This window comes from Pseudomonas sp. WS 5051, assembly GCF_012985715.1.
GTDB lineage: Bacteria > Pseudomonadota > Gammaproteobacteria > Pseudomonadales > Pseudomonadaceae > Aquipseudomonas > Aquipseudomonas bubulae.
The window spans coordinates 124,521-147,481 of sequence record NZ_JAAQWV010000005.1; the positions used below are offsets into that span (position 1 = coordinate 124,521).

Annotated in this window: 12 protein-coding genes; 4 read left to right on the forward strand and 8 right to left on the reverse strand. The window is 59.2% G+C overall.

Translation table 11 applies throughout. The annotated features are described in order from the left end of the window. Positions 1-8 precede the first annotated feature (8 nt). Together HBN79_RS09970 and pap are read right to left on the reverse strand one after the other, a co-directional pair. The gene (locus HBN79_RS09970) at positions 9-4,187 is read right to left on the reverse strand and encodes a DUF6543 domain-containing protein (RefSeq protein ID WP_169916671.1); all 4,179 of its coding nucleotides are present in this window, start codon (positions 4,185-4,187) and stop codon (positions 9-11) included. Positions 4,188-4,322: 135 nt separating this feature from the next. Beyond that, positions 4,323-5,840 (reverse strand): polyphosphate:AMP phosphotransferase, encoded by a 1,518-nt coding sequence (gene pap, locus HBN79_RS09975; RefSeq protein ID WP_095002821.1) that lies wholly within the window; start codon positions 5,838-5,840, stop codon positions 4,323-4,325. Positions 5,841-5,979: 139 nt separating this feature from the next. Between pap and mnmC the strand changes: the two genes are divergently transcribed. After that, a complete protein-coding gene (gene mnmC / locus HBN79_RS09980; protein ID WP_169916672.1) occupies positions 5,980-7,959 on the forward strand; it encodes a bifunctional tRNA (5-methylaminomethyl-2-thiouridine)(34)-methyltransferase MnmD/FAD-dependent 5-carboxymethylaminomethyl-2-thiouridine(34) oxidoreductase MnmC in 1,980 nt (659 codons plus the stop codon). Here mnmC and HBN79_RS09985 read toward each other — a convergent pair. After that, positions 7,946-12,760 (reverse strand): NEL-type E3 ubiquitin ligase domain-containing protein, encoded by a 4,815-nt coding sequence (locus HBN79_RS09985; protein ID WP_169916673.1) that lies wholly within the window; start codon positions 12,758-12,760, stop codon positions 7,946-7,948. The genes mnmC and HBN79_RS09985 overlap by 14 nt on opposite strands. A 343-nt stretch (positions 12,761-13,103) precedes the next feature. On the opposite strand from HBN79_RS09985, the gene HBN79_RS09990 reads away from it, so the two are divergent. Genes HBN79_RS09990 through HBN79_RS10000 form a run of 3 tightly spaced genes read left to right on the forward strand, consistent with a single transcriptional unit; the run spans position 13,104 to position 17,836 of the window. Continuing rightward, the gene (locus HBN79_RS09990) at positions 13,104-14,876 is read left to right on the forward strand and encodes an N-acetylglutaminylglutamine amidotransferase (RefSeq protein WP_095019129.1); all 1,773 of its coding nucleotides are present in this window, start codon (positions 13,104-13,106) and stop codon (positions 14,874-14,876) included. A gap of 3 nt (positions 14,877-14,879) precedes the next feature. Beyond that, positions 14,880-16,625, forward strand: a complete 1,746-nt coding sequence (gene ngg, locus HBN79_RS09995; RefSeq protein WP_095025108.1) for an N-acetylglutaminylglutamine synthetase — start codon at positions 14,880-14,882, stop codon at positions 16,623-16,625. 23 nt (positions 16,626-16,648) lie between these two features. After that, entirely contained in the window at positions 16,649-17,836 is a 1,188-nt protein-coding gene (locus tag HBN79_RS10000; RefSeq protein ID WP_169916674.1) for an osmoprotectant NAGGN system M42 family peptidase, read from the forward strand. 52 nt (positions 17,837-17,888) lie between these two features. Here the strand turns inward: HBN79_RS10000 and cysG are convergent, their stop codons facing one another. From cysG to lolA, 5 genes are read right to left on the reverse strand one after another with little or no spacing between them, the layout of a single operon-like run. Continuing rightward, a complete protein-coding gene (gene cysG, locus HBN79_RS10005; RefSeq protein WP_095003283.1) occupies positions 17,889-19,283 on the reverse strand; it encodes a siroheme synthase CysG in 1,395 nt (464 codons plus the stop codon). Next, positions 19,284-20,564 carry a serine--tRNA ligase gene (gene serS / locus HBN79_RS10010; protein WP_095019127.1) on the reverse strand — a complete coding sequence of 427 codons (1,281 nt, stop codon included), beginning with the start codon at positions 20,562-20,564 and terminating at the stop codon, positions 19,284-19,286. A gap of 16 nt (positions 20,565-20,580) precedes the next feature. Continuing rightward, positions 20,581-20,955, reverse strand: coding sequence for a fluoride efflux transporter CrcB (gene crcB / locus HBN79_RS10015; RefSeq protein ID WP_095003285.1), 375 nt, complete (start codon positions 20,953-20,955; stop codon positions 20,581-20,583). Then, on the reverse strand, positions 20,952-22,277 hold the full coding sequence (locus tag HBN79_RS10020) for a replication-associated recombination protein A (RefSeq protein WP_095019126.1): 1,326 nt from the start codon (positions 22,275-22,277) through the stop codon (positions 20,952-20,954). The genes crcB and HBN79_RS10020 overlap by 4 nt, the downstream gene beginning before the upstream one ends. Positions 22,278-22,305: 28 nt before the next feature. Continuing rightward, positions 22,306-22,926: an outer membrane lipoprotein chaperone LolA gene (lolA, locus tag HBN79_RS10025; protein ID WP_046809214.1), complete on the reverse strand. Its 621-nt coding sequence runs from the start codon at positions 22,924-22,926 to the stop codon at positions 22,306-22,308. Between the last annotated feature and the right edge of the window lie 35 nt (positions 22,927-22,961).

Genomic DNA, 22,961 nt, shown 5'->3' on the forward strand with positions numbered 1-22,961 from the left:
GCGGTTTTTTACAATCCTGGGCCCGGGGTTGCAACCTTGAACACCATCACTTCCTTGTCGGGGGTGATGGTGCCAACCAGTTTGAACAAGCGGCCATCTGCCCTGGCTTGCTGTACTGCCACAGCTGCAGGATTGAATGGCACTTCCTCCAGGGATTTTCGCACGACGATATCGACCCATTCGTCAGACATCATGACTAGTTTGCTCGCGGATCCACGATCAAAAAAAACATGCCCCCAGGTGTTGCCGGTAGCCCGTATATGCCTGACTTCCATCAGATACAGATCACCGTTGGGACCACGTAGCACCATACCGAAACCGGCAGCCCCCACTTTGTAGCGACCGCCATCAAGCAATGTGTAGCCACGCTTTTTCAAGACCAACTGCATGACGCTTTTGGCCAGAGTGGTTCTCATATTAAACGTAGAGATCAATCCGGCACGCATTGCTGCATAGTTGTCAATAAGGGCGGCAACCTCCACATCCAGATCGCGGATCGACATATGACTGCGCAATTGACGCACGGCATCAATGTTGTAATACCTTCCGGATGTCGTCGGGAATACCGAGCGCATACCCTGCAGTTCGTCATAGACCGGTGCCCAGATCGGCAGGGGCTGCTTGTTGGCCATGGCCGTCAAGGCTTCGTCCAGCCTGCCCACCGGGAATTGCTTGCGGCGCAGGCTCTGCTCACACAGACGCTCCAGCTCCAGCACATCAGGTGCCCGTATCACCTGTGTGTCGACAGACTGGATGATCTGGCGCGTGTAGTTGCGCAAAAATGCATAGACTTCGTGGTCAAGACCAGTTGCAGGCAAGTCAAGCGCCTGGCGCACTAGGGCCTCCAGACTGGGATGTTCTCCGAGCCTTGGCATCAGGTGCCAGTTGCTGATGACCAACCGTTGTGTGACCGGATCAAATACCCCATCACTTTCGATAAACAGCGTGCTGCTACCCTCATCACCCGTGCGCACCACTTTCCAGGAAAACTGCTCAGTATCCAGTTGCACCCGATAGAACTTGTTGTCCATAAAGACAAAATCTTCGGCGACTTCTTCAAACAGATCGCTACCGGAGACTAGAGGCTGATCGGTGAGGCGATATACCCCTTCGGGCGTTAATACACCCTGAGCCTGCAGTCGGGTCGGATCAGCAGGATCAATACGATAGATTCCAAAATTGCCTGCACTATCAAGTTCGCTGGAAACAAACAAATCCCGATGGCCGATAACCACCCTGTCCATCGACTCGACGCCTTGAGGATGTACGGCAGGAATTGGCGCCGGGGTAACCGCGGCCGTCACAGCGTATCCATCAGGAACCTTGCGCGTGGATGTAACGGGGGTTGAATCAACAATCAGCTCTTCCAGCTCCGGAAACGGCGCCCCTCCCTTGCCCCCGACATCGGCGTGATACTCCCAGCGCCCCCGTGCATCCATCCTGATCGGCGGTTCATAGTTCTTGGGCGGGCGCGCCTTGAGGCGAAGGGTTTTCTCACCTGAGCGACGATACACTTCGTACACTTTTTCATCGATCTGAATGTACATCTTGTTATTCAAGAGATAGACATTTTCGTTTTTCCCCCTGAGCCTCACGGCGTCATAGAGCGGGACTTTGACCTCATAGCCCTCGAATGCCTTGGTACGCCAGGGCTTGCGGGAAGTGACAGACGGCAATAGATCCTTCAGGCGTTTTTTCTGCAACGATTTACTGGCTCTCCACCCTGCGTCATATAGGGTTGCTACGGCCTTGGTCACCGTTTCATCCAGGCTGCCCAGCACTGCGCTTACTGCTCTGGGGCGCGCCACCAGAGGTGCGAGCGTAAGAACCGCCTCGCCCAAATTAAGCGCGGCAGAGAAAGCCAGCCACGCTCCCGCCTTGTAATCGCCTCGGGCAAACGCACTGATGGCCGCAGATGCGTCATTCCAGCCGTCATAGACACCAATGGTTGTGCCAATACCCGGAATAACCGACAGGCCAATCTTTATGTAGCTCAGATCCCGCTGCGCAATACGCTCCATCTGACGGCGCTCGATATCCAGCGCCGATCTGGAGGAACCATAGACCTGCTCCTTGAGCCGCCCCATGCGTGCCAGGTACTGCATGTCCGTCAGCGACACATGGGACGCCTTGACCGGGTCAATCACCAGAAAACCGTAAGTTCCGACACGCAAAATGGCATTGATGTTCTGAATATTCCGCGCAACGCTCGAACCGGTCTCTGTACTGTTTGCGAAGTAGGTGAGCAGCTCCCTGTTGAGCAGCACATGATTGGAGAGACGTTCAATCAGATGCTGGAACCCGGAACCTTCGAAGAACTTCTGATTACCCGGAGCGCCCGCCAGATACATCAGCGCCAGCCCCGAGGTTTTGTCATGCACCACAGACACCCCGATCAAGGCTTGTTCGGTATAGGAACTGTCCCCCCGGTCTGGTGAGCGTAACCAGGTATAACGGTATTCGATGTCGAATTCGGCGTCAGGTTTGTGATTACCATTGCCGGGTGCGGTCGCTGCCTGCGCCAGCCTGTACCCCCGCTCTGACAGGTGGCTGCGCTGACGTGCGACCCAGGCCTCAAGGTTGATGGCTTGCCTGAACACTCCCAGTCGCCTGGCAATATCGGGAGCTCCGGGCTGGCTACCCCCTACTGTGCGACCCAGAAAAGCACGGGTGATCCTCATGCTGTAAAGCATGGCAACATCCAGATCCGGAATGGTTTTGAGCAGATACTTAAGGTCAATACCCAGCGCCTTGGTATCCACGCCATCCAGAGTGAAGTAGCTGTGCTTGAGACGCAGCATCTGCTGTTCGTCATTCACATCAATATTCTTGCGAGCCAGCTCGGACAAGCTGAAGGTGTGACGCGCAAGACTGACGTCATCCCAGGTTGAAAAGCCGGTGATCGCTATGCTTTCCGACGTATCGCCCGCCAGATGCGGACGCTCGGCCCTCTCGCTCGTTTGCAACACCTCAACGATGACCCGATCGGGCATATCGACCCTGATCGCATCCGGATCGATATCTCGTTTTAAATCGGCCTTGAGCCGCTCAGCCAGCTTATCGCGGGTAAACACCTCGAATGACGGCAGATGACGGTTCAGATCGTCCTCCAGCCAAAGGGCATTACGTGCGTAAACCACAAGTCCCTTGGCATATTCGGCCCGCTCTTCGACCGATGCCCGCAGCAACCAGTCCGGCAAGTCCTGCGTAGCCTGTGCCGTACGCAATTGTTCCGCCACAAGGTCAATGCCCTGTTCACGGGCCTCATTGCCCGGCGCCAGCAGGTTTTGTGCGGTTTCCAGACGCAAGCGCTCAAGAGACTGCGCAACCGTCGATTCGCTGTACAACAACTGGCCCCTGGCTATAAGCGAAGCAATTTCTTTATAGCCGGCGATTTGATCCTCAACCCCCAGACTGAAGGCATGACCATCGAGCACACGCAGGATAACGGGGCTTTCAGTACCCTCGAGCATTATCGCTGCCCGGGCAGCAGCGCGGTTTTTCAGCGAAACATGGCCGAGCCAGAACCCGTCCGGATCGGCCCGAACGCTGCGGGCCAGTTGGGTCTTGAGCTGAGCCACGGAAGTGAATGCTTGCAAACCGCCCGCATTGCCCGGAACGAACAGAAATACGGGCTCCGGATGTTGATGGTCATCAAGCGCAGGCTGACGAGTTATCACCATCGCCCCCTGCAGCAAATAAGAGCGTTGCGAGGTGCCCAGGGACAGGTCGCAAACGCAGCTGACACTTTGCCCGCGGAGTGAAGACCAGGGTTCGCTGACAACTTCTTTTATCTGTTGATACGCGGATTCGCTCAACCGGCCTTCATACACTTGCAACTGTGCTTCGGCCAGCAAGCTGCGCGACCTGCCCGTAGACAAACGCTGCAACAGACTAAGCCCGCCGGCATCCAGCCGGGTCCAGAAGTCGGTGCCCTGAGACTCGGCCCCCTCGAGCAGCCTGTCCGTTGCCTGTTGAGTTTCGGCACACTGGGTCAGAGCCTGCTCATGAGTATCCCGGTAAGCGGCCAAGCGAGTCATCGCCTGATCAGCAGTGCCTATAAATGACTGCAGGCTTGCTTCGTAGCGTGAGACTTTTCGCTCTCGCAGAGTACCGGGCAAATTGATAGACAGGCTGCCAAATGAAAGGTACTGGTCAGCGTTAAGGGTGTGGCTGTTTTCGGACATGAAAGCGTTCATCCCAAGTGATCGACAGTCACCTGATCTGAACAGAAACCCGGAGTGCATCAGTGGTAGATATATAGTCGCAGGCTAACCCCGTGTTGCCGCGCACAAGCGAAGCACCACAGGGTAAGTACCGTGTTACTTCTTCTTGCGCTTTTTTTCCTGCCTGTCGCGTTTCTCGAAGGCTGCTTCCAGAGCCTCGTTGATCGTGCGTAGCACCTTTACCCGTGCCCAGCGCTTGTCATTGGCTTCAACCAGGGTCCAGGGCGAGATTTCGGTGCTGGTGCGATCCACCATGTCGCATACCGCACTGCGGTACACATCCCACTTTTCGCGATTACGCCAGTCTTCCTCGGTAATCTTGAAGCGTTTGAACGGGATTTCTTCACGCTCCTGAAAACGCTCAAGCTGGGTGTCCTTGTCGATTGCCAGCCAGAATTTGACGACAATCGCGCCTGCTGCCGTAAGTTGTTCTTCGAAATCGTTGATTTCGCCATAAGCGCGCATCCAGTCCGCTTTCGTGCAAAAACCCTCGACCCGTTCAACCAGCACCCGGCCATACCAGGAGCGGTCAAAAATGGTGAATTTGCCCCGCGCCGGGATATGTCGCCAAAAACGCCAAAGATAAGGTTGTGCTCGCTCATCCTCGGAAGGCGCAGCAATAGGCACAATGATGTACTGACGCGGGTCCAGCGCTGCCGCCACCCGCCGGATAGAGCCGCCTTTGCCTGCGGCATCATTGCCTTCAAATACGGCAATCAATGAATGCCGGCGCATCCGTTTGTCACGCATCAGGCCCGATAGACGCGCCTGCTCAGTGATCAATTGCTCCTGGTAATCCTCTTTTTCAAGATGCCGGGTCAGGTCCAGGCAATCGAGCAGGGTCAATTCGCCTTGCTTGTCCGGTAACGGCGGCACACCCGCCGGGCGGGCTGCAACCTTGGGGGTATGCAACGCCGCCTGCAACCCTTCAAGAAGGATTTTGCCCACAGTCAGACTGCGGTAATAGGGGTCAATACCTTCGACGATATTCCACGGTGCGTAATCACGACTGGTGCGGCGGATCGCCCGCTCGCCATAGCGTACGAACTTGTCATAAGTTTTGGACTGCTGCCAGTCCAGCGGGCTGATGCGCCAGCTGTGCAATGGGTCATCCTTGAGGGTTTGCAGGCGTTCCTTCATTTGTTTTTTGGACAGGTGGAACCAGAACTTGAAGATCACTGCGCCCTCATTGCACAGCATCTTTTCCAGGCGTTCGGCGCCCGTGATCGCCTGATCAAGCACGGCATTCTTGAACAGGCCGTGAACCCGGCCCTGGAGCATCTGGCTGTACCAATTGCCAAAAAACACGCCCATCCGCCCCTTGGCGGGCAATTGACGCCAGTAACGCCAGGCCGGCGGATGAGCCAGCTCTTCATCGGTCTGGCTATCAAAAGTCCGCACTTCGATCAGGCGCGGATCCATCCATTCACTAAGCAGTTTGACCGTTTCACCCTTGCCGGCGCCTTCAATGCCATTGATCAGCACAATGACCGAAGCACGCTTTTGCTGATGGAGCTCAAACTGGGCTTCAAGCAACGCTTCACGTAAAGCGGGGGCTTCCCTGTCGTAGGTTTCTTTATCGATGAAATGGCCGATTTCAGCTGATTCGAACATGGAATGCTCCCTGGCAAGATGAACCAAGCCTAGCGGATTGCTCTGCAATATGCAGGAAGAAACCGAGCAAACCTGTCATGGATCAGTCCCGGCCTGACTGATCGGCTAGAATGGCTGCCTTGCCGTTGCCGAGCCACACATGACTACTGAAACTGCCAATGCCCAGATCGACTGGGATGACCAAGGTCGCCCCCATTCACGGGTGTTTGATGACGTGTATTTTTCGGACAAGTCGGGGCTTGAAGAAACCCGCTATGTCTTTATCGAACAGAACGCCCTTGCAGAGCGTTTCGCCGCCCTGCCCGCTGACGGCCATCTGGTTATTGGCGAAACCGGTTTCGGCACCGGGCTGAATTATTTGTGCGCGTGGCAGCTGTTCGAGCAACATGCCCACCCCGATGCGCGCCTGCAGTTCATCAGCGTCGAAAAATACCCGCTGACCCGCAACGACCTGCAACGCGCGCTGGCCCTGTGGCCGGAGCTGACGCCCCTCAGCGAACAATTGCTGGCCGTGTATTTTGCAATCCATCCGGGCTTTCAGACCCTGACCCTGGCCGATGGCCGGGTCACGCTCACGTTATTGATCGGCGATGCACTTGAACAGTTGCCGCAACTCGACGCCAAAGTTGATGCATGGTTTCTAGACGGTTTTGCCCCGGCGAAAAACCCCGACATGTGGACCCCGGAACTGTTCGCGCAATTGGCACGCCTGGCGGCACCCGATTCGACAATCAGCACATTCACCAGCACCGGCTGGGTACGCCGCGCACTGAATGACGCCGGATTCAAGATGCGCCGCACGCCAGGCATAGGCCATAAGTGGGAAATCCTGCGCGGCACCTTTGTCGGCTTGCCAGACACCGCTTCAACAGCACCCACAGTCAAACCCTGGTTTGCCCGCCCGCCCCGGGTCAAAGGCCCGCGTACAGCACTGGTCATCGGTGGCGGCCTGTCGGGTTGCGCCAGCGCCAATAGCCTGGCCCGCCGCGGCTGGACGGTGATATTGCTGGAGCGCCACGAAAGACTGGCCAAGGAAGCGTCGGGCAACCCGCAAGGCGTTCTGTACCTCAAGCTCTCGGCACACGGTACGACTTTGTCGCAGATGATCGTCAGCGGCTTTGGCTACACCCGTCGTCTGCTGGAACACCTGCAGCGCGGGCGCGACTGGGATGATTGCGGGGTCCTGCAATTGGCTTTCAACGCCAAGGAAGCCGCACGACAGGCCCAACTGGCCGCAGCCTTTCCCCCGGCGCTGGTGCATCTGCTTGACCAACCCCAGGCACAAGCCCTGGCCGGGATCGAACTGGCCCACGGCGGCCTGTTCTACCCCGAAGGCGGCTGGGTTCACCCTCCAGCGCTTTGCCACTACCAGGCCCTGCACCCCAAGGTTCGGGTGCTGACCCACCATGACATTTTGCAACTGCACAAGGTCAATGAGCAATGGCAGGCGTGCCACAACGACCAGGTACTGGCCAGCGCTCCGGTTGTCATTCTGGCTGGCGCTGCCGAGGTCAAGCGCTTCCCGGCCAGCAGCGGCCTGCCACTCAAACGGATTCGCGGGCAAATCACTCAACTGGTAGAAACCCCTGCCAGCGCCGTATTGAAAACCGTAGTGTGTGCCGAGGGCTATGTGGCTCCTGGCCGCCTCGGTGAGCACACGCTGGGCGCCAGCTTCGACTTTGATAACGAAGACCTGACCACCACCCCGCAGGGGCATCAAGGTAACCTCGAGCTGCTCGAGGAAATCTCACCGGACCTGGCCCATCGGCTCGGTGACGAACAACTCAACCCTGACACCCTGCGTGGATGGGCAGCGTTCCGCTGCACCAGCCCGGACTACTTGCCAATTGTAGGCCCGCTCGCGGATCCGGAGCAGTTCGCCAGCGCCTATGGCGTGTTGCGCAAGGATGCCCGACAGGTGCCTGACGTCCCCTGCCCGTGGCTTGATGGCTTGTACGTCAACAGCGGCCACGGCTCTCGCGGGCTCATCACCGCACCCCTGTCTGGCGAAATACTCGCCGCCTGGATCAACGATGAACCCCTGCCCGTATCCAGAGCAGTGGCCGAAGCCTGCCTGCCGAACCGGTTCGGGCTGCGGGCCCTGATCAAAGGGCTGTAGAGGGCGACCCCTCAAGGGACTTGGGCGCCAGCAGCGCCTCGGTCTTTTGCAGGCTCCAGACATCGACAGCCGCGTCCATCTGATGGCGAACTTCGCTGACCTCGCGCAGATAGCGCTCACTGTTCATTTCTGGAGATCTTTTAAGCAAGTTGCTTAACGCCTCGAAGTACGGCTCGGTCAGCGCGCCATATTGCGTCCTGTGGGTACGTATCAAGTACTCCCGCCAAAACTGGCGGGTGCTGATAAAGATGTTCAGCGAGGCCGTTTTCTCGGCCTTTTCGACTTCCAGCCGCGCAATGTCCAGATCTGCCTGAGTCACCCCGGCCAGTGATTTAAACGCCATGCTTTCAGGTTGCCCCGGCAGCTCAAGGGCTCGCGCCAGGCCCACACGGTAAGCCAGGTGCATCTCAAGCTCGTCCGGTGCCGGGCCTGCCCCCTCAAGGCGTAACAAAAAGTGCTCGTGGGCGATTCTGGCGAGCCTGTCGAGCCTGAAAAGCCCTTTGCTCAGAGTCAGCAGTTGCTGCTTCTGAGGCGAGCCCGCGCCTGAAAGCCCGGACAGTTCCATTTGCACTTCCATCTCGCTGAACGTAAAAGCCACACTGTCTGTACAGCTACGCGGCGAAGCCGCAATATCCAGCACATCACGGCGCAAGGAGGAGCTCTCGTTGGCCGCTTCAATCATTTCCCAGACACGTCGGCTGAAATCCTGACGCACTTCATGGGCGTCCGCAGTCGATGTCAAACGGCTGAGCACCGTAAAAAAATCGTCTGAAGCCGCATCGGCTCGCAAGCTGTTCCATAACAGCTCTCTTCTTCGCAATTCCTGAGCGGTAATACCCGCCGTCCAGAACTCGAACGCCGCCGCCTCGCTCATCAACTGTTCGCTGTTGATGCCCATGCTGCTGCCACCCTGCATGGCATAGCGGGCCAGACGCAGGCGGCTGGTGGCGGACAACGGGTTGCCGGCCAGGGAAATATTGCGCGTCACAGTGGGTGAGGCCTGATAGACATGTTCAGGTATGTCGATAATACGGTTTTCCCGCAGATCGGCCGACTCAAGAAACGGGCGGGATATCAGGTCTTGCGGCCATTGGTCGATCCAGGTACGACGCAAATAGACCCGACGCAAAAAACCCAGATTACTGAGGCTAAGGTTCGGACCCAGCAGGTTGTCATTGAGGTTGAGCACTTGCAGCTTGCCCAGCGAGTTCAATACCGACAGGTTGCCCGGGTTCAGATACAACAGGTTACGGGCCAGGGACAAACGCTGCAGATTGGGCATGCGCTCCAACTGCCTGGGCAGGTTGACCATGCGATTGTTATCCATTTCAAGGGCAACCAGCCCGCTGAAATGTTCAAGGAATGCATTGGCCGTGTCCCGGCAATTCATGTTGCTGAGTTTCAATTCCCGCACATGGCTGAAGTCGGCAATGGCTGGCAGATCCGGAAAGTTGCCCAATCGAAAGCCGTCCAGGCTCAGGCTGTGCAACTCTTCGTTGTGAGCCCAGGGAATATGAGCGGGGTTTTTACGCCAGCAACGCTCAATCAGCCCTGCAGCCTGATATCGGTTCTCGGGGTAGTCATATAGGGTATCGGTCGGAACAACTTCACCCGGAGTGGCATCGATCCAGGCTTGCAGGCTCGTTAGCAAGGCCCTTCTCTCGCGCTTGCGCTCACGCAGGATATTGAGCGGTTCAAGCCCCCGCTCGACCAGGGTGTCGAGGTATTCAATGACTTGCTCATCTTCAAAGTCGGAGTAAATCCTGCGCACACGGCGCTGCAATTCCCAGGAGTGCTCACCGGATGTCATTCCGCACAGGGGGTAGCCCACCTGACCATCTGCCAGGGTAATCGGCGGTTTGAACCCCGGTTTGATCGGCTGTATGCGCAACACCTGGGCGGACTCCTGACGGGCATTGGCCGCCCGCTTTGCCAGGGCCGCATTGAACGCCGGGGCATCCGTGTTTGCAGCAAAGCCCATGGCATCGCGCTCAAGATCGGTCAGGGATTCAAACACGGCAGTGGATAATGGCAGAGGACCGCCAGGCTCAAGCAAATGGACATGACCGCGTGGCCGGTAACGCTCGTAGCCCCGCAGCGTTTTGACCAGCACGTGCGGTGGGGTCGTCTGTACGCCGCCCCAATAATGAGTCATGGCGCCTGAAATCGAATCTTCGCGAATCTCCAGCGCCTTGTCAGCAGGCCAGCCGGGCAGTTGATCCAGATAATGCAAGGCCAGCCGCTCAGTGTCGTCATTGGCCTGATGCTCAAGATAAAAGCCTTCGATCGCCCGGTTTATCCTGGCCTCACGCAGGTGCATGCGCGCCAGCTCGGCCAGTTCCAGCGGCACTCTGCCCCTGCGCAAATGTTCAAGCTGCGGATTACTGGCCGACTCAACCAACGCTTGCGCTACCGTACGGGGCAACCCCGGAAAGTCACGTTCGATGGGCAAGGCTTCTGCCGCAGACGAGATATTGAAAAGCCCATACAACCTCTCGAAGACCTGACGTTTGTTATCCCGCGCATGACTGCCCAATACCAGGGCCAGTCTGCGGGCCAGTGCCCCCGGAGCAGGCAGGTCATTGCCCAGCAGTTCCCTGACCTGTGAGTCGGACAAGGCCGCAAGAACAGCATCCAGCAACTTGCCTTGCTCAACGACAGAGCTTGTCAGGTTGATATGGGACGTAGCCGGCCACATCACACTGGCATAGTGCGCAAGGCGGTTTCCCGTATCGTCGGCAACCGTCAACACCTTGCCCGCTGGCCATTTCGGCAATGCCGGCAAGAGCTGTAATTGCAGCTCGCTCCAGCGCCGGGAGGCATACTGGTCGGTACTCATCTGTGCGACAAAGGTGTCGATAAGCTGGTTGATTTCAAAGCGCTTGAGGCTGGCTTTCAGCAAGGAAGGCGGCGCCAGACTTTCCAGATGCATGCGGCGCAGGACGCCCGGTGCCGTGTCAGTCAGTTCCCGAATCCGTTCCAGTGTCTGCCTGTCCAGTGCTGCTGTTGCCGATCCCAAACGGCCCAGCAGCGTCGCACTGTCTTGCCACTCCAGTGGCCGCTCATGGGCATGCTGCCAGGCCCCTTCGTTGTTATGTAGCAAGGCAGGCCTGAAAGCATCGGCCCTGCGCGGATGAGGTATGCGCCATTGCCTGCGCTCGCTGTCGAATTCGACAGGATAGTGCTTGCCGTCCACGTCTACATACTGCCTGCCATGAAGGCTGAGTAAACCTTGGGCATCAGCTGTATAGCGATGCTCGCCCATTACTTTATGCTCGTAGTGCTGCAGGTTTTTATTCCATAACCGGGTGGTGCCATCATCACGACTGACGGGTTGAAAGCCTTCAAAGTGCGCCCGGGTGGCTGCGCTCAAACGACTGGCAGCGGCTTTGACAGCTCCCAGCCCGACCACTACCCCTGCGTTGACGGCCAGATCCGTGGCGACATTGAGCAAGTGCTCGCGAGCATGGTCAACATCGCCCTGGGCCCAGTCTTCCACCCCCTCATAGACTTCTTTGAGCATCTCCCCAATGGCCACCGCCAGCATCAGATCGCCCAGCACCGGCACAAAAAGGGCCGCGACGTTTACCAGAAACAACCCTGCCGTTTTGTACATCTGCCAGCGCTCTTCGCGTTCGCGCTCGTCCAGCACGCCGGTGGGCACGGCCAATTGCCGGGCATCGGCAAACATGTTCCTGAGCTGCACCGTGCACAGGTAATGCGCTGCGCTGATGGTCAGAGGGGTTGCGGTAAGGGCCAGATGCTCGGGCCTGCCAGCGACCTTTTGCATAAACAGCGGCCGTACATTCAAGGCGGTGAAGCGGGAGAAAAACCTGGCATACGCCGGATCCAGCAGGCGATGCTTCAACTCATCGGTGAATACCTGCAATGAACTGAACTCGAACAAGGGTGCCCGCGGGTCATTGGGGATATAGGCAATCAAGCGGTTGCCGGGGTGCAACAACAAGGTGTCGGAAGAGAAGACCACCACCCCGTCAATTTCCGTGTCCAGTATCGACAAGGAACTTGGCACCATCGGCTTGCCGTCCAGTTGCACCCCGTGCACCTGGGCAGTACTGGCGGGCAGAGCCAGGGCGGCAAGCAGTGTGGTATAGGCTGCCTGACTGATTTGTTTCTTGAGGTAGGCGACATGCGCGTCGACCGCCATGTCATGGGTTTTTAAAAGCCTGAGGTTCGACTCTGTCGCCAAATGCCTGGGCCCGGGAGTTCCCGACGCCGTAACGCCCAAAGCATGCTCCAGATACTGTTGATACTTGAGCCCCAGATCCAGCCTGCGGCATAGCGCGGCAAAGTGGCAGGGCTCGAGAGGGCTGATCTGCTGAGGATGGCCACCGTAGCGGATATGGCTTTGCGGATTAAAGCCGTTTGCAAGGGCCTCGTCGGCCGAAAAATTCTGCAGGGCTGCCCACAGCAGGGTTTTCGGCTCGTCATGCACTAGGTAATGGCGAACGGAACTGAACAACGTGATATTGGGGATCAGGTGAACATGCACCACCGCCAGATAGTCACGGTGAATATTCAGTGACGACCCGAACTCACGCCTGACCTCGGCTGCCAGCAATGCCCCGCAGTACACCTCGACACTTTGCAGCTCACCGAACTTCTTGCCGACCAGGCCATGATAGAAACGGCTACTGGCCATGGATGCATTCATGGCCGCAATGACCTGTGGATCAGCGCCCAACAACCATTTGGGCATATGGCTGTGGACCAGCTCCAGGGGTTCCAGGTCACTGAGCGTGGTATCGCGAGCATCCAGCGGGGGCATATGGCGGGGCATATCCGGTCTTCTGCAGGTCAGAGAGCGCCTAACCTAACGTGGCGTCGCAGGGGATGTGACATAGATAAATAGTGCTCTTCAGCCAAAACCCTGCTGGCCTCCCAAGCCCCGACAAAACAACCACTTGTAACTTTTATTGAACGATCCGGGCACAGGTCACTCGATAAAACACGGTCATTTATGCCGGAGCGAGTGCCTTGTGCCTTGCACCGCAAGGGCTGGCGATGCAGTCAAAAACTGCATCGCCCTTTAAAACCGGGCCCAAAGCGCTACCAGGCGTCCTGCAAAGACGCTGACTCATCCCTGTAGCACCACATGCCGAAAGACCAAGGATTTACACACCATGTGCGGATTAGCTGGCGAGTTACGTTTTGATCAACACCCTGCCGACCTGGCAGCCATCGAACGCATCACCCACCACCTTGCACCACGTGGCCCCGATGCCTGGGGTTTTCACAGCCAGGGGCCGATAGCCCTGGGCCATCGCCGCCTGAAAATCATGGATTTGTCGGATGGTTCAGCCCAACCGATGATCGACAGCCAGCTGGGTTTGTCGCTGGCCTTCAACGGCGCGATCTATAACTTCCCCGAGCTGCGCGCCGAGCTTGAAGCCCTGGGCTACAGCTTTTATTCGGGTGGCGATACCGAAGTTCTGCTCAAGGGCTATCACGCCTGGGGCGAAGCGCTGCTGCCCAAGCTCAATGGCATGTTTGCCTTTGCCATCTGGGAACGCGATGCCCAGCGCCTGTTTCTGGCCCGCGATCGTCTGGGGGTCAAGCCGCTGTATCTGTCGCGTACCGGTGAGCGCTTGCGCTTTGCCTCGACCCTGCCGGCGCTGCTCAAGGGCGGTGATATCAGCCCCATGCTCGACCCGGTGGCGCTTAATCACTACCTGAATTTTCATGCCGTTGTACCAGCGCCACGCACGCTGATTGCCGGTATCGAAAAGCTGCCACCCGCGACCTGGTTGCGTATTGACGCCAATGGCCACACCGAGCAAAAAACCTGGTGGACCCTGCCCTACGGCCCCCGTGCCGATGAAGTCAATCTGACCCTGGAAGATTGGCGCGATCGTGTCCTCGACAGCACCCGCGAAGCCGTGGCTATCCGCCAACGGGCGGCGGTGGATGTCGGCGTGCTGCTCTCTGGCGGTGTCGACTCCAGTTTGTTGGTGGGGTTGTTGCGCGATGTGGGCGTACAGGATCTGTCGACTTTCTCCATCGGCTTTGAGGACGCAGGCGGCGAGCGCGGGGATGAATTCCAGTATTCGGATTTGATTGCCCGGCATTACGGCACGCGCCATCACCAACTGCGCATTGGCGAGCACGAAATCATCGAGCAACTGCCAGCGGCCTTCCGCGCCATGAGCGAGCCGATGGTCAGTCATGACTGCATCGCCTTTTATCTGTTGTCGCGTGAAGTGGCCAAGCATTGCAAGGTGGTGCAAAGCGGCCAGGGCGCTGACGAACTGTTTGCCGGCTATCACTGGTATCCACAAGTAGATGGCGCCAGCGATCCTTATGCCGCGTACCGCGAAGCCTTTTTCGACCGCAGTTACGACGAGTACAAGGCCACCGTCCAGCCACAATGGCTGACAGCCAATGACGCCGCTGGCGACTTTGTGCGTGAGCATTTCGCACAGCCGGGGGCCCAGGCCGGGGTGGACAAGGCCTTGCGCCTGGACAGCACCGTGATGCTGGTGGATGACCCGGTCAAACGGGTGGACAACATGACCATGGCCTGGGGCCTGGAAGCCCGCACGCCGTTTCTCGATTACCGCCTGGCCGAGCTGTCAGCGCGGATTCCAGCGCGCTTCAAACTGCCCGACGGCGGTAAGCAGGTACTCAAGGAAGCCGCACGACTGGTGATCCCCAGCGAAGTCATCGACCGCAAAAAAGGCTATTTCCCGGTGCCGGGGCTCAAGCACTTGCAGGGCAACACCCTCAACTGGGTGCGCGACCTGCTGCTGGACCCGAGCCAGGATCGCGGCCTGTTCCAGCCAGCCATGCTTGACCAGTTGCTGACCAACCCGCAAAGCCAGCTGACCCCCCTCAACGGCTCCAAGCTGTGGCAACTGGCCGCCCTGAACCTGTGGCTGAGCGAACAAGGAATCTGATCGATGAAACCTCTCGCTACGGCTTATAGCCAGCGTTTACTGCGTGGCCAGACGCCTTCCTATGAACGCCTGCAAGCCCGCTTTGCCGAGGATGGCAGCGAACTGAATGCCTGCCCCGTGGCCGTACACTGCGGCTGGGGCCGGCTGTTGATCGGGCATACCTTTCCCGATCCCGTCACCCTGGCCGAAGAGCTGCTCAACGAGCAGCCCGGCGAGCGCGATATTGCCCTGTATGTCGCCGCGCCCCAGCAGGTGCTGGCGCAGTCGCCGCAACAACTGTTTCTCGACCCCTCGGATACGCTGCGCCTGTGGTTTACCGATTACCGCCAGGCCACCCGCGTGTTTCGCGGCTTCCGTATCCGCCGCGCACAAAGCGAGGCGGACTGGAACGCGATCAACACCCTGTACCTCTCACGCTCCATGCTGCCCATCGACCCGACCCTGCTGACCTCGCGCCACGACGGCGGCCCGGTGTACTGGATGGCCGAAGACGAGGACAGCGGCGCGGTGATCGGCAGTGTCATGGGCTTGAACCATCACACCGCATTCAACGACCCCGAAAACGGCAGCAGCCTCTGGTGCCTGGCGGTCGACCCGCTCTGTTCACGCCCGGGAGTGGGTGAAGTGCTGGTGCGGCATTTGGTCGAGCACTTTATGAGCCGCGGCCTGAGCTATCTCGACCTGTCGGTGCTGCATGACAATGCCCAGGCCAAGAACCTATATGCCAAACTGGGGTTTCGCACCCTGTCGACCTTTGCCATCAAGCGCAAGAACGGCATCAACCAGCCGCTGTTTCTGGGGCCTGGCCCCGAGGTCGGACTCAACCCCTATGCCAGCATCCTCGTTGAAGAAGCCTACAAACGTGGCATCGACGTGCAAATTGACGACGCGGCCGCCGGCCTGTTCACCCTTAGCCACGGCGGGCGACGGATTCGTTGCCGCGAGTCCCTCAGCGACCTGACCAGCGCCATCAGCATGAGCCTGTGCCAGGACAAGTGCCTGACCCACAAGGTGCTCAGCCAGGCCGGCCTGAACGTGCCGACCCAGCAACTGGCGGGCAATGCCGATGACAACCTGGCGTTTGTCGAAGAGCACGGCCGGGTGGTGGTCAAACCGGTGGATGGCGAGCAAGGCAATGGCGTAGCGGTGGACCTGGACAGCATCGAACAGGTGCAACAGGCCATCGAGGCAGCGCGGGCGTTCGACAGCCGGGTGCTGCTCGAGAGCTTTCACGAAGGCCTCGACCTGCGCATCGTGGTGATCGGCTTTGAGGTGGTGGCTGCCGCCATCCGCCGTCCCGCGCAAGTGATCGGCGACGGTCAGCACCGCATTCAGCGCCTGATCGAGGCGCAAAGCCGCCGACGCCAGGCCGCCACCGGTGGCGAAAGCCGCATCCCGCTGGACGCCGAAACCCTGCGCACCGTGCAGGCCGCAGGCTATGACTACGACAGCATCCTGCCCGCAGGGCAAGTACTGGCCGTGCGCCGCACCGCCAACCTGCACACCGGCGGCTGCCTGGAAGACGTCACCGCCGTGCTGCACCCGGTGCTGGCCGACGCCGCCATTCGCGCAGCCCGGGCCCTGGATATTCCGGTGGTGGGGCTCGACCTGATGGTGCCCGCCGCCGACCAACCCGACTATGTATTTATTGAAGCCAACGAACGCGCCGGGCTGGCCAACCATGAACCACAGCCCACCGCCGAGCGCTTTATCGATCTGTTGTTTCCCCACAGTCAGCCTGCTCAATAGCTGACCGGCCCTCAGGAGTTTTTATGAACCGCAGCCTCCCTGAACCCGACCTCGACTACCTGCAACGGGTATTGCTGGAAATGCTCGCCATTCCCAGCCCCACCGGTTTTACCGACACCATCGTGCGCTATGTCGCCGAACGCCTCGACGAATTGGGGATCCCTTTTGAACTGACCCGCCGCGGCACCTTGCGCGCCACCCTCAAGGGCCAGAAAAACAGCCCGGACCGCGCCGTGTCCGCGCATCTGGATACGATTGGCGCCAGCGTGCGGGCGATCAAGGACAACGGCCGGCTGGTGCTGGCACCTGTTGGTTGCTGGTCGAGCCGGTTTGCCGAAGGCAGCCGCGTCAGCCTGTTTACCGACAACGGCGTGATCCGTGGCAGTGTCCTGCCATTAATGGCTTCTGGCCATGCCTTCAATACCGGCGTGGATGAACTGCCGATCAGTTGGGACCATATCGAGTTGCGCCTGGATGCCTACTGCGCCACCCGCGCGGATTGCGATTCCCTGGGGGTCAATATTGGTGACTTCGTAGCGTTCGACCCACTGCCGGAATTTACCGAAAGTGGCCATATCAGTGCGCGGCATCTGGATGACAAGGCGGGTGTGGCGGCCCTGCTCGCCGCCCTGAAAGCCATTGTCGACAGTGGCGAACAGCCCCTTATCGACTGTCATCCGCTGTTTACCATCACCGAAGAAATCGGCAATGGTGCGGCAGCGGCCTTGCCGTGGGATGTGAGCGAGTTTGTCGGGATTGATATTGCTCCGGTGGCTACGGGCCAACATTCCAGCGAGCATGCGGTCAGTGTGGCGATGCAGGATTCGGGCGGCCCCTATGACTATCACCTGTCGCGGCATTTGCTGGGGCTGGCCAGTGACAATGAGTTGCCGGTGCGCCGGGACATGTTCCGTTATTACTTCAGCGATGCTCATTCGGCCGTGACGGCGGGGCATGATATTCGCTGTGCGTTACTGGCGTTTGGCTGTGATGCCACCCACGGGTATGAGCGCACCCATATTGATAGCCTGGCGGCGTTGAGTCGTTTGCTGGGTGCCTACATCCTCAGCCCGCCGGTGTTTGCCAGCGATGCCCAGCCGGCGCAGGGCTCACTGGACCGCTTCAGCCATCAGATCGAACATGATGCGCAGATGGAAAGCGATACGCGAGTGCCGTCGGTAGAGAGTCTGGTGGGGGAAAATCGGAGCTGAAGCAAAGCCCCAACCCTCTCCCAGAGGGAGAGGGTTGGGGTGAGGGCAAACGTCAGACCTGAGCCTGAGCCCCTTCAAACCACGCCAGTTTCTCACGCAGCAATACCACTTCGCCCACGATCACCAGCGTAGGCGCATGCACTTCATGCTCCGCCACCAATGTCGGCAAGTCGGCCAGGGTACCGGTAAACACGCGCTGGTTGGACGTAGTGCCCTGCTGAATCAACGCAGCCGGGGTATCTGCCGAACGACCATGCTTGATCAACTGCTCGCAGATGATCGGCAAGCCCACCAGGCCCATGTAGAACACCAGAGTTTGCGCCGGAGCAACCAGGTCGCTCCAGGGCAGGTTGCTGGTGCCGTCTTTCAGGTGGCCGGTAACAAAGCGCACAGACTGCGCGTAGTCGCGATGGGTCAACGGAATACCGGCATACGCCGCGCAACCACTGGCGGCGGTAATACCCGGCACCACCTGGAACGGAATCCCGTGGGCGGCCAGCTCTTCGATTTCTTCACCGCCACGGCCAAAGATGAACGGATCGCCACCTTTGAGCCGCACCACGCGCTTGCCCTGCTTGGCCAGATCGACCAGTTGCTGGTTGATCTGGTCTTGTGGCACCGCATGCTCAGCGCGACGCTTGCCCACATAAATACGTTCGGCATCGCGACGGCACAGTTCAAGAATCGCCGGGGCCACCAGACGGTCGTAGAGCACCACGTCTGCCTGTTGCATCAGGCGCAGTGCACGGAACGTCAGCAGATCGGGATCACCCGGCCCGGCACCCACCAGATACACCTCACCGGTGGTTTCGACAGCCTGACCTTCAATCTTGGCCAGCAGCAAGCGCTCGGCTTCAGCGCCCTGCCCGGCCAGCAAACGATCGGCAATCGGGCCCTGGAACACATCTTCCCAAAACCCGCGACGCTGCTGCACATCCGGAAACAAGCCTTTGACCCGGCTACGGAAGCGCGCCGCAAGGCCCGCCAACTGGCCGTAGGTCGACGGAATCCAGGTTTCGATCTTGGCCCGGATCAACCGCGCCAGCACGGGCGCATCACCACCACTTGAAATGGCAATTACCAGCGGCGAACGGTCGACAATCGCCGGGAAGATCACGCTGCACAAGGCGGGCGCGTCGACCACGTTGACCGGTACGCAACGGCGATGGGCGTCGGCGGAAACCTGAGCGTTAAGTGGCTCATCGTCGGTGGCGGCGATGATCAGGACGCACCCTTCAAGGTCGGCCTCGGCATATCCGCGCAGCACCTGTTCGCCACCGCTGCTGTTTATCAACTCGCACAACTGTGGCTCCATGGCGGGTGCGACCACCCGCAGCACGGCACCGGCATCGGCCAGCAGGCGGGATTTGCGCAAGGCAATCTCCCCACCGCCAACCACCAGTACACGGCTGCCACGCAGGTTATGAAACAGCGGCAGAAACTCCATTTAGCCGATGACCTCAATACCGCCCATGTAAGGCTTGAGCACGTCCGGCACACGGATCGAACCGTCAGCCTGCTGGTAGTTTTCCAGCACGGCTACCAGGGTGCGGCCTACCGCCAGACCGGAACCGTTAAGGGTGTGAACCAGTTCCGGCTTGCCGGTTTCCGGGTTACGGAAACGCGCCTGCATGCGACGGGCCTGGAAATCACCGCAGTTGGAGCACGACGAAATTTCGCGGTACTTGTCCTGGCTCGGGACCCACACTTCCAGATCGTAGGTTTTAACTGCGCTGAAACCCATGTCACCGGTGCACAGCGACAGGGTGCGGTAAGGCAGTTGCAGCAGTTGCAGAACCTTCTCGGCATTGCCGACCAGGCCTTCAAGGGCGTCCATCGAGGTGGACGGTTCAACGATCTGGACCATCTCGACCTTGTCGAACTGGTGCTGACGGATCATGCCGCGGGTATCGCGCCCCGATGCACCGGCCTCGCTGCGGAAGCACGGCGTGTGCGCCACCAGCTTGATCGGCAGAGCCTTGTGTTCAACGATTTCGCCGGCAACGATATTGGTCAGGGTGACCTCAGCGGTCGGGATCAGGTAGAAATCGGCTTCGCCTTCACGGCTGATCTTGAACAGCTCTTCTTCGAACTTTGGCAACTGGCCAGTGCCTTGCAGCGCCGGGGCCTGTACCAGATAAGGCGTGTAGGCCTCTTCGTAGCCATGCTCACCGGTGTGCAGGTTGATCATGAACTGTGCCAGAGCACGATGCAGACGGGCAATCGGGCCGCGCAGCAAGGCAAAACGGGCACCGGACAGTTTGGCGGCGGTTTCAAAGTCCAGCCAGCCGTGCTGCTCGCCCAGGGCGACATGGTCCTTGATCTCGAAATCAAAGGCAGTCGGGGTGCCCCAGCGACGGATTTCGACGTTGCCGTCTTCGTCAGCGCCTACCGGCACGGACGCATCCGGCAGGTTCGGCAGGCCCAGCAGGATGGCGTCCAGCTCAGTCTGGATGGCTTCCAGTTCAACCTTGCCATTGGCCAGGTCGCTGCCCATGGTCTCGACGCTGGCCATCAGTGGCGCGATGTCTTCACCGCGAGCCTTGGCCTGGCCAATGCTTTTGGAGATGGCATTGCGCTCGGCCTGCAGCTTCTCGGTCAGGGTCTGGACTTCTTTACGCTTGGCTTCCAGCGCGTCAATGCGCGCCACGTCCAGCTTGAAGCCACGGGATGCCAGGCGATCCGCTACGTCCTGCAGGTTGCTACGTAACAGTTTGGAATCAAGCATGTCGGTTTCTCGTTTATCAAAGTTTGGTCAAGGACAGGCCAGCCCAGGTTGCGAGCAGCCCGCCGAATACGCTGAGGGCCGCATAGCCCAATGCCAGTGGCACCTGCCCGCTTTCCAGCAGGCGCACCGTATCCAGTGAAAAGGATGAAAAAGTGGTCAAGCCACCCAGGAAACCGACCATCAGCCCGGCGCGGACTTCAATCGGTACTTCCGGGCGTATCAGAAAAAGTCCGTACAGGACGCCAATCAGCAGGCAGCCCACGATATTAACGGCCAATGTCGCGGTATAAAAGTGCCGCGGCCAATTGGCGTTGATCCAGTTACCCGTAGCGAAGCGCAACAATGTACCTGCAATGCCACCCACCGAGACCGCTGCAATCAATGGAATCACGGTTTTCTCCGCTGTTTGGGGCTGGCCCGGTCCAGTGCGGCGAGGTATTTCAACTTTTCGCCGATTTTGAGCTCAAGGCCCCGTGGCACCGGCTGATACAGGTTCAAGGGTTCAAGTTCGTCCGGGTAATAGTCTTCCCCGGCCGCGTACGCGTCAGGCTCGTCATGGGCATAGCGATACTCGTCGCCATAACCCAGTTGCTTCATCAGCTTGGTCGGCGCATTGCGTAAATGCAGCGGCACTTCCAGCGAGCCGTGTTCTGCCGCGCTGCGCAGTGCGGCCTTGAAACCCATGTACACCGCGTTGCTTTTCGGTGCGCAGGCCAGGTAAGTGATGGCCTGGGCCACTGCCAGTTCGCCTTCCGGGCTGCCGAGCCGCTCTTGCACATCCCAGGCCGACAGGCACAGGCTCAGAGCTCGCGGGTCGGCGTTGCCGATATCCTCACTGGCCATGCGTACCACGCGCCGGGCGATGTAAAGCGGATCGCAGCCGCCGTCGATCATGCGTGCAAACCAGTACAGGGCACCGTCAGGATTCGAGCCGCGCACCGACTTGTGCAAGGCAGAGATCTGGTCATAAAAGGCTTCGCCGCCTTTGTCGAAACGACGCTGGGTATCACCCAGCAGGTTGTGCAGCAGCTCGGTGCCGATTTCGCTGTGGTCTTCGGCGAGGTCCGAAGCGTTTTCCAGCAGATTGAGCATGCGCCGGCCATCGCCGTCAGTCGCCCGCAGCAAAATCTGAAAGCTTTCTTCGCCAAGGGTCAGGCCGCGCTTGCCCAGGCCCTTGTCTTCGGTCAGCGCACGCTGCACCAGCTTGCGTAGCGCCGCTTCGTCCAGGCTTTTGAGCACATAGACCCGCGCCCGCGAGAGCAAGGCGTTGTTCAGTTCGAACGAGGGGTTTTCCGTGGTGGCACCGATAAAGATCAGGGTGCCATCTTCGACGTAGGGCAAAAAGGCATCTTGCTGCGACTTGTTGAAGCGATGCACTTCGTCGACAAACAGGATGGTGCGGCGCCCATACTGGCCCGCCTGCTGCTTGGCGATTTCGACGGCCTGGCGAATCTCCTTGACCCCGGCCAGGACCGCCGAGACCGTTTCAAAGTGGGCATCCGAGACTTCCGCCAGCAGCCGCGCCAGGGTGGTCTTGCCCACGCCCGGCGGGCCCCAGAAGATCATGGAGTGCAGTGCACCCTGCTCCAGCGCTTCACGCAAGGGCTTGCCGCGGGCGAGCAGGTGCTGCTGACCGACGTATTCGTCCAGGTTGGCCGCCCGCAATCGGGCAGCCAGTGGCTGGGCTATCGGGGCACTTCGAAACAGATCCATGGGCAGCGTTTGAAACCTCTTCCAGGGCTTATTCCTGGATGACATCAGCCCCTTTCGGGATATCGAACTTGAACTTGGAAGCCGGGATCGGCTCGTTGACCTTTACCCCGGTGAACAGGATGTTGGTGCGCTGACCCACGCTGTCGATCAACTGCATGTCGTTGATCTTGCCGCCGCGAAACGACAGGCGCAGGGAGTCGAACAAGGTGTCCTTGGTCTTGGGCTTGAGGGTGAAGTCCATTACATCACCGGCCTGCTTGGAGGTGATGTCAAAACTTTCGCTGATTTTTGATACATCACCGGACAGCAACAAGGCCGGGGTCTGGGTCAGGCGCTGATCGAGTTTCTTGATCGTAACCTGCTCCAGGTCCGGGTCCCACAGCGAGACTTTCTGGCCATCGGAGACCATCAGTTGCTCCTGGGGAGCATCGGTGTGCCAGTAGAACAGCCCAGGACGCTTTACCGACATTTCGCCGGCAGTTTCCTGCAACTGGGTGCCACTGCCGTCGAGGGTCAGCTGGGAAAAACGGGCCGTGATGGTATCAGAGCCCAACAGTTGGCCAAGACGCTTCACACTCTCGGCGTCGGCATGGGCCGACAGCGAGGAAAAGGCCAGTACCGGTAGCAACAGCATGCTGACAAAACGCATGGACATCCTCATTGATTAGTTAGAAGCCCTGGGGC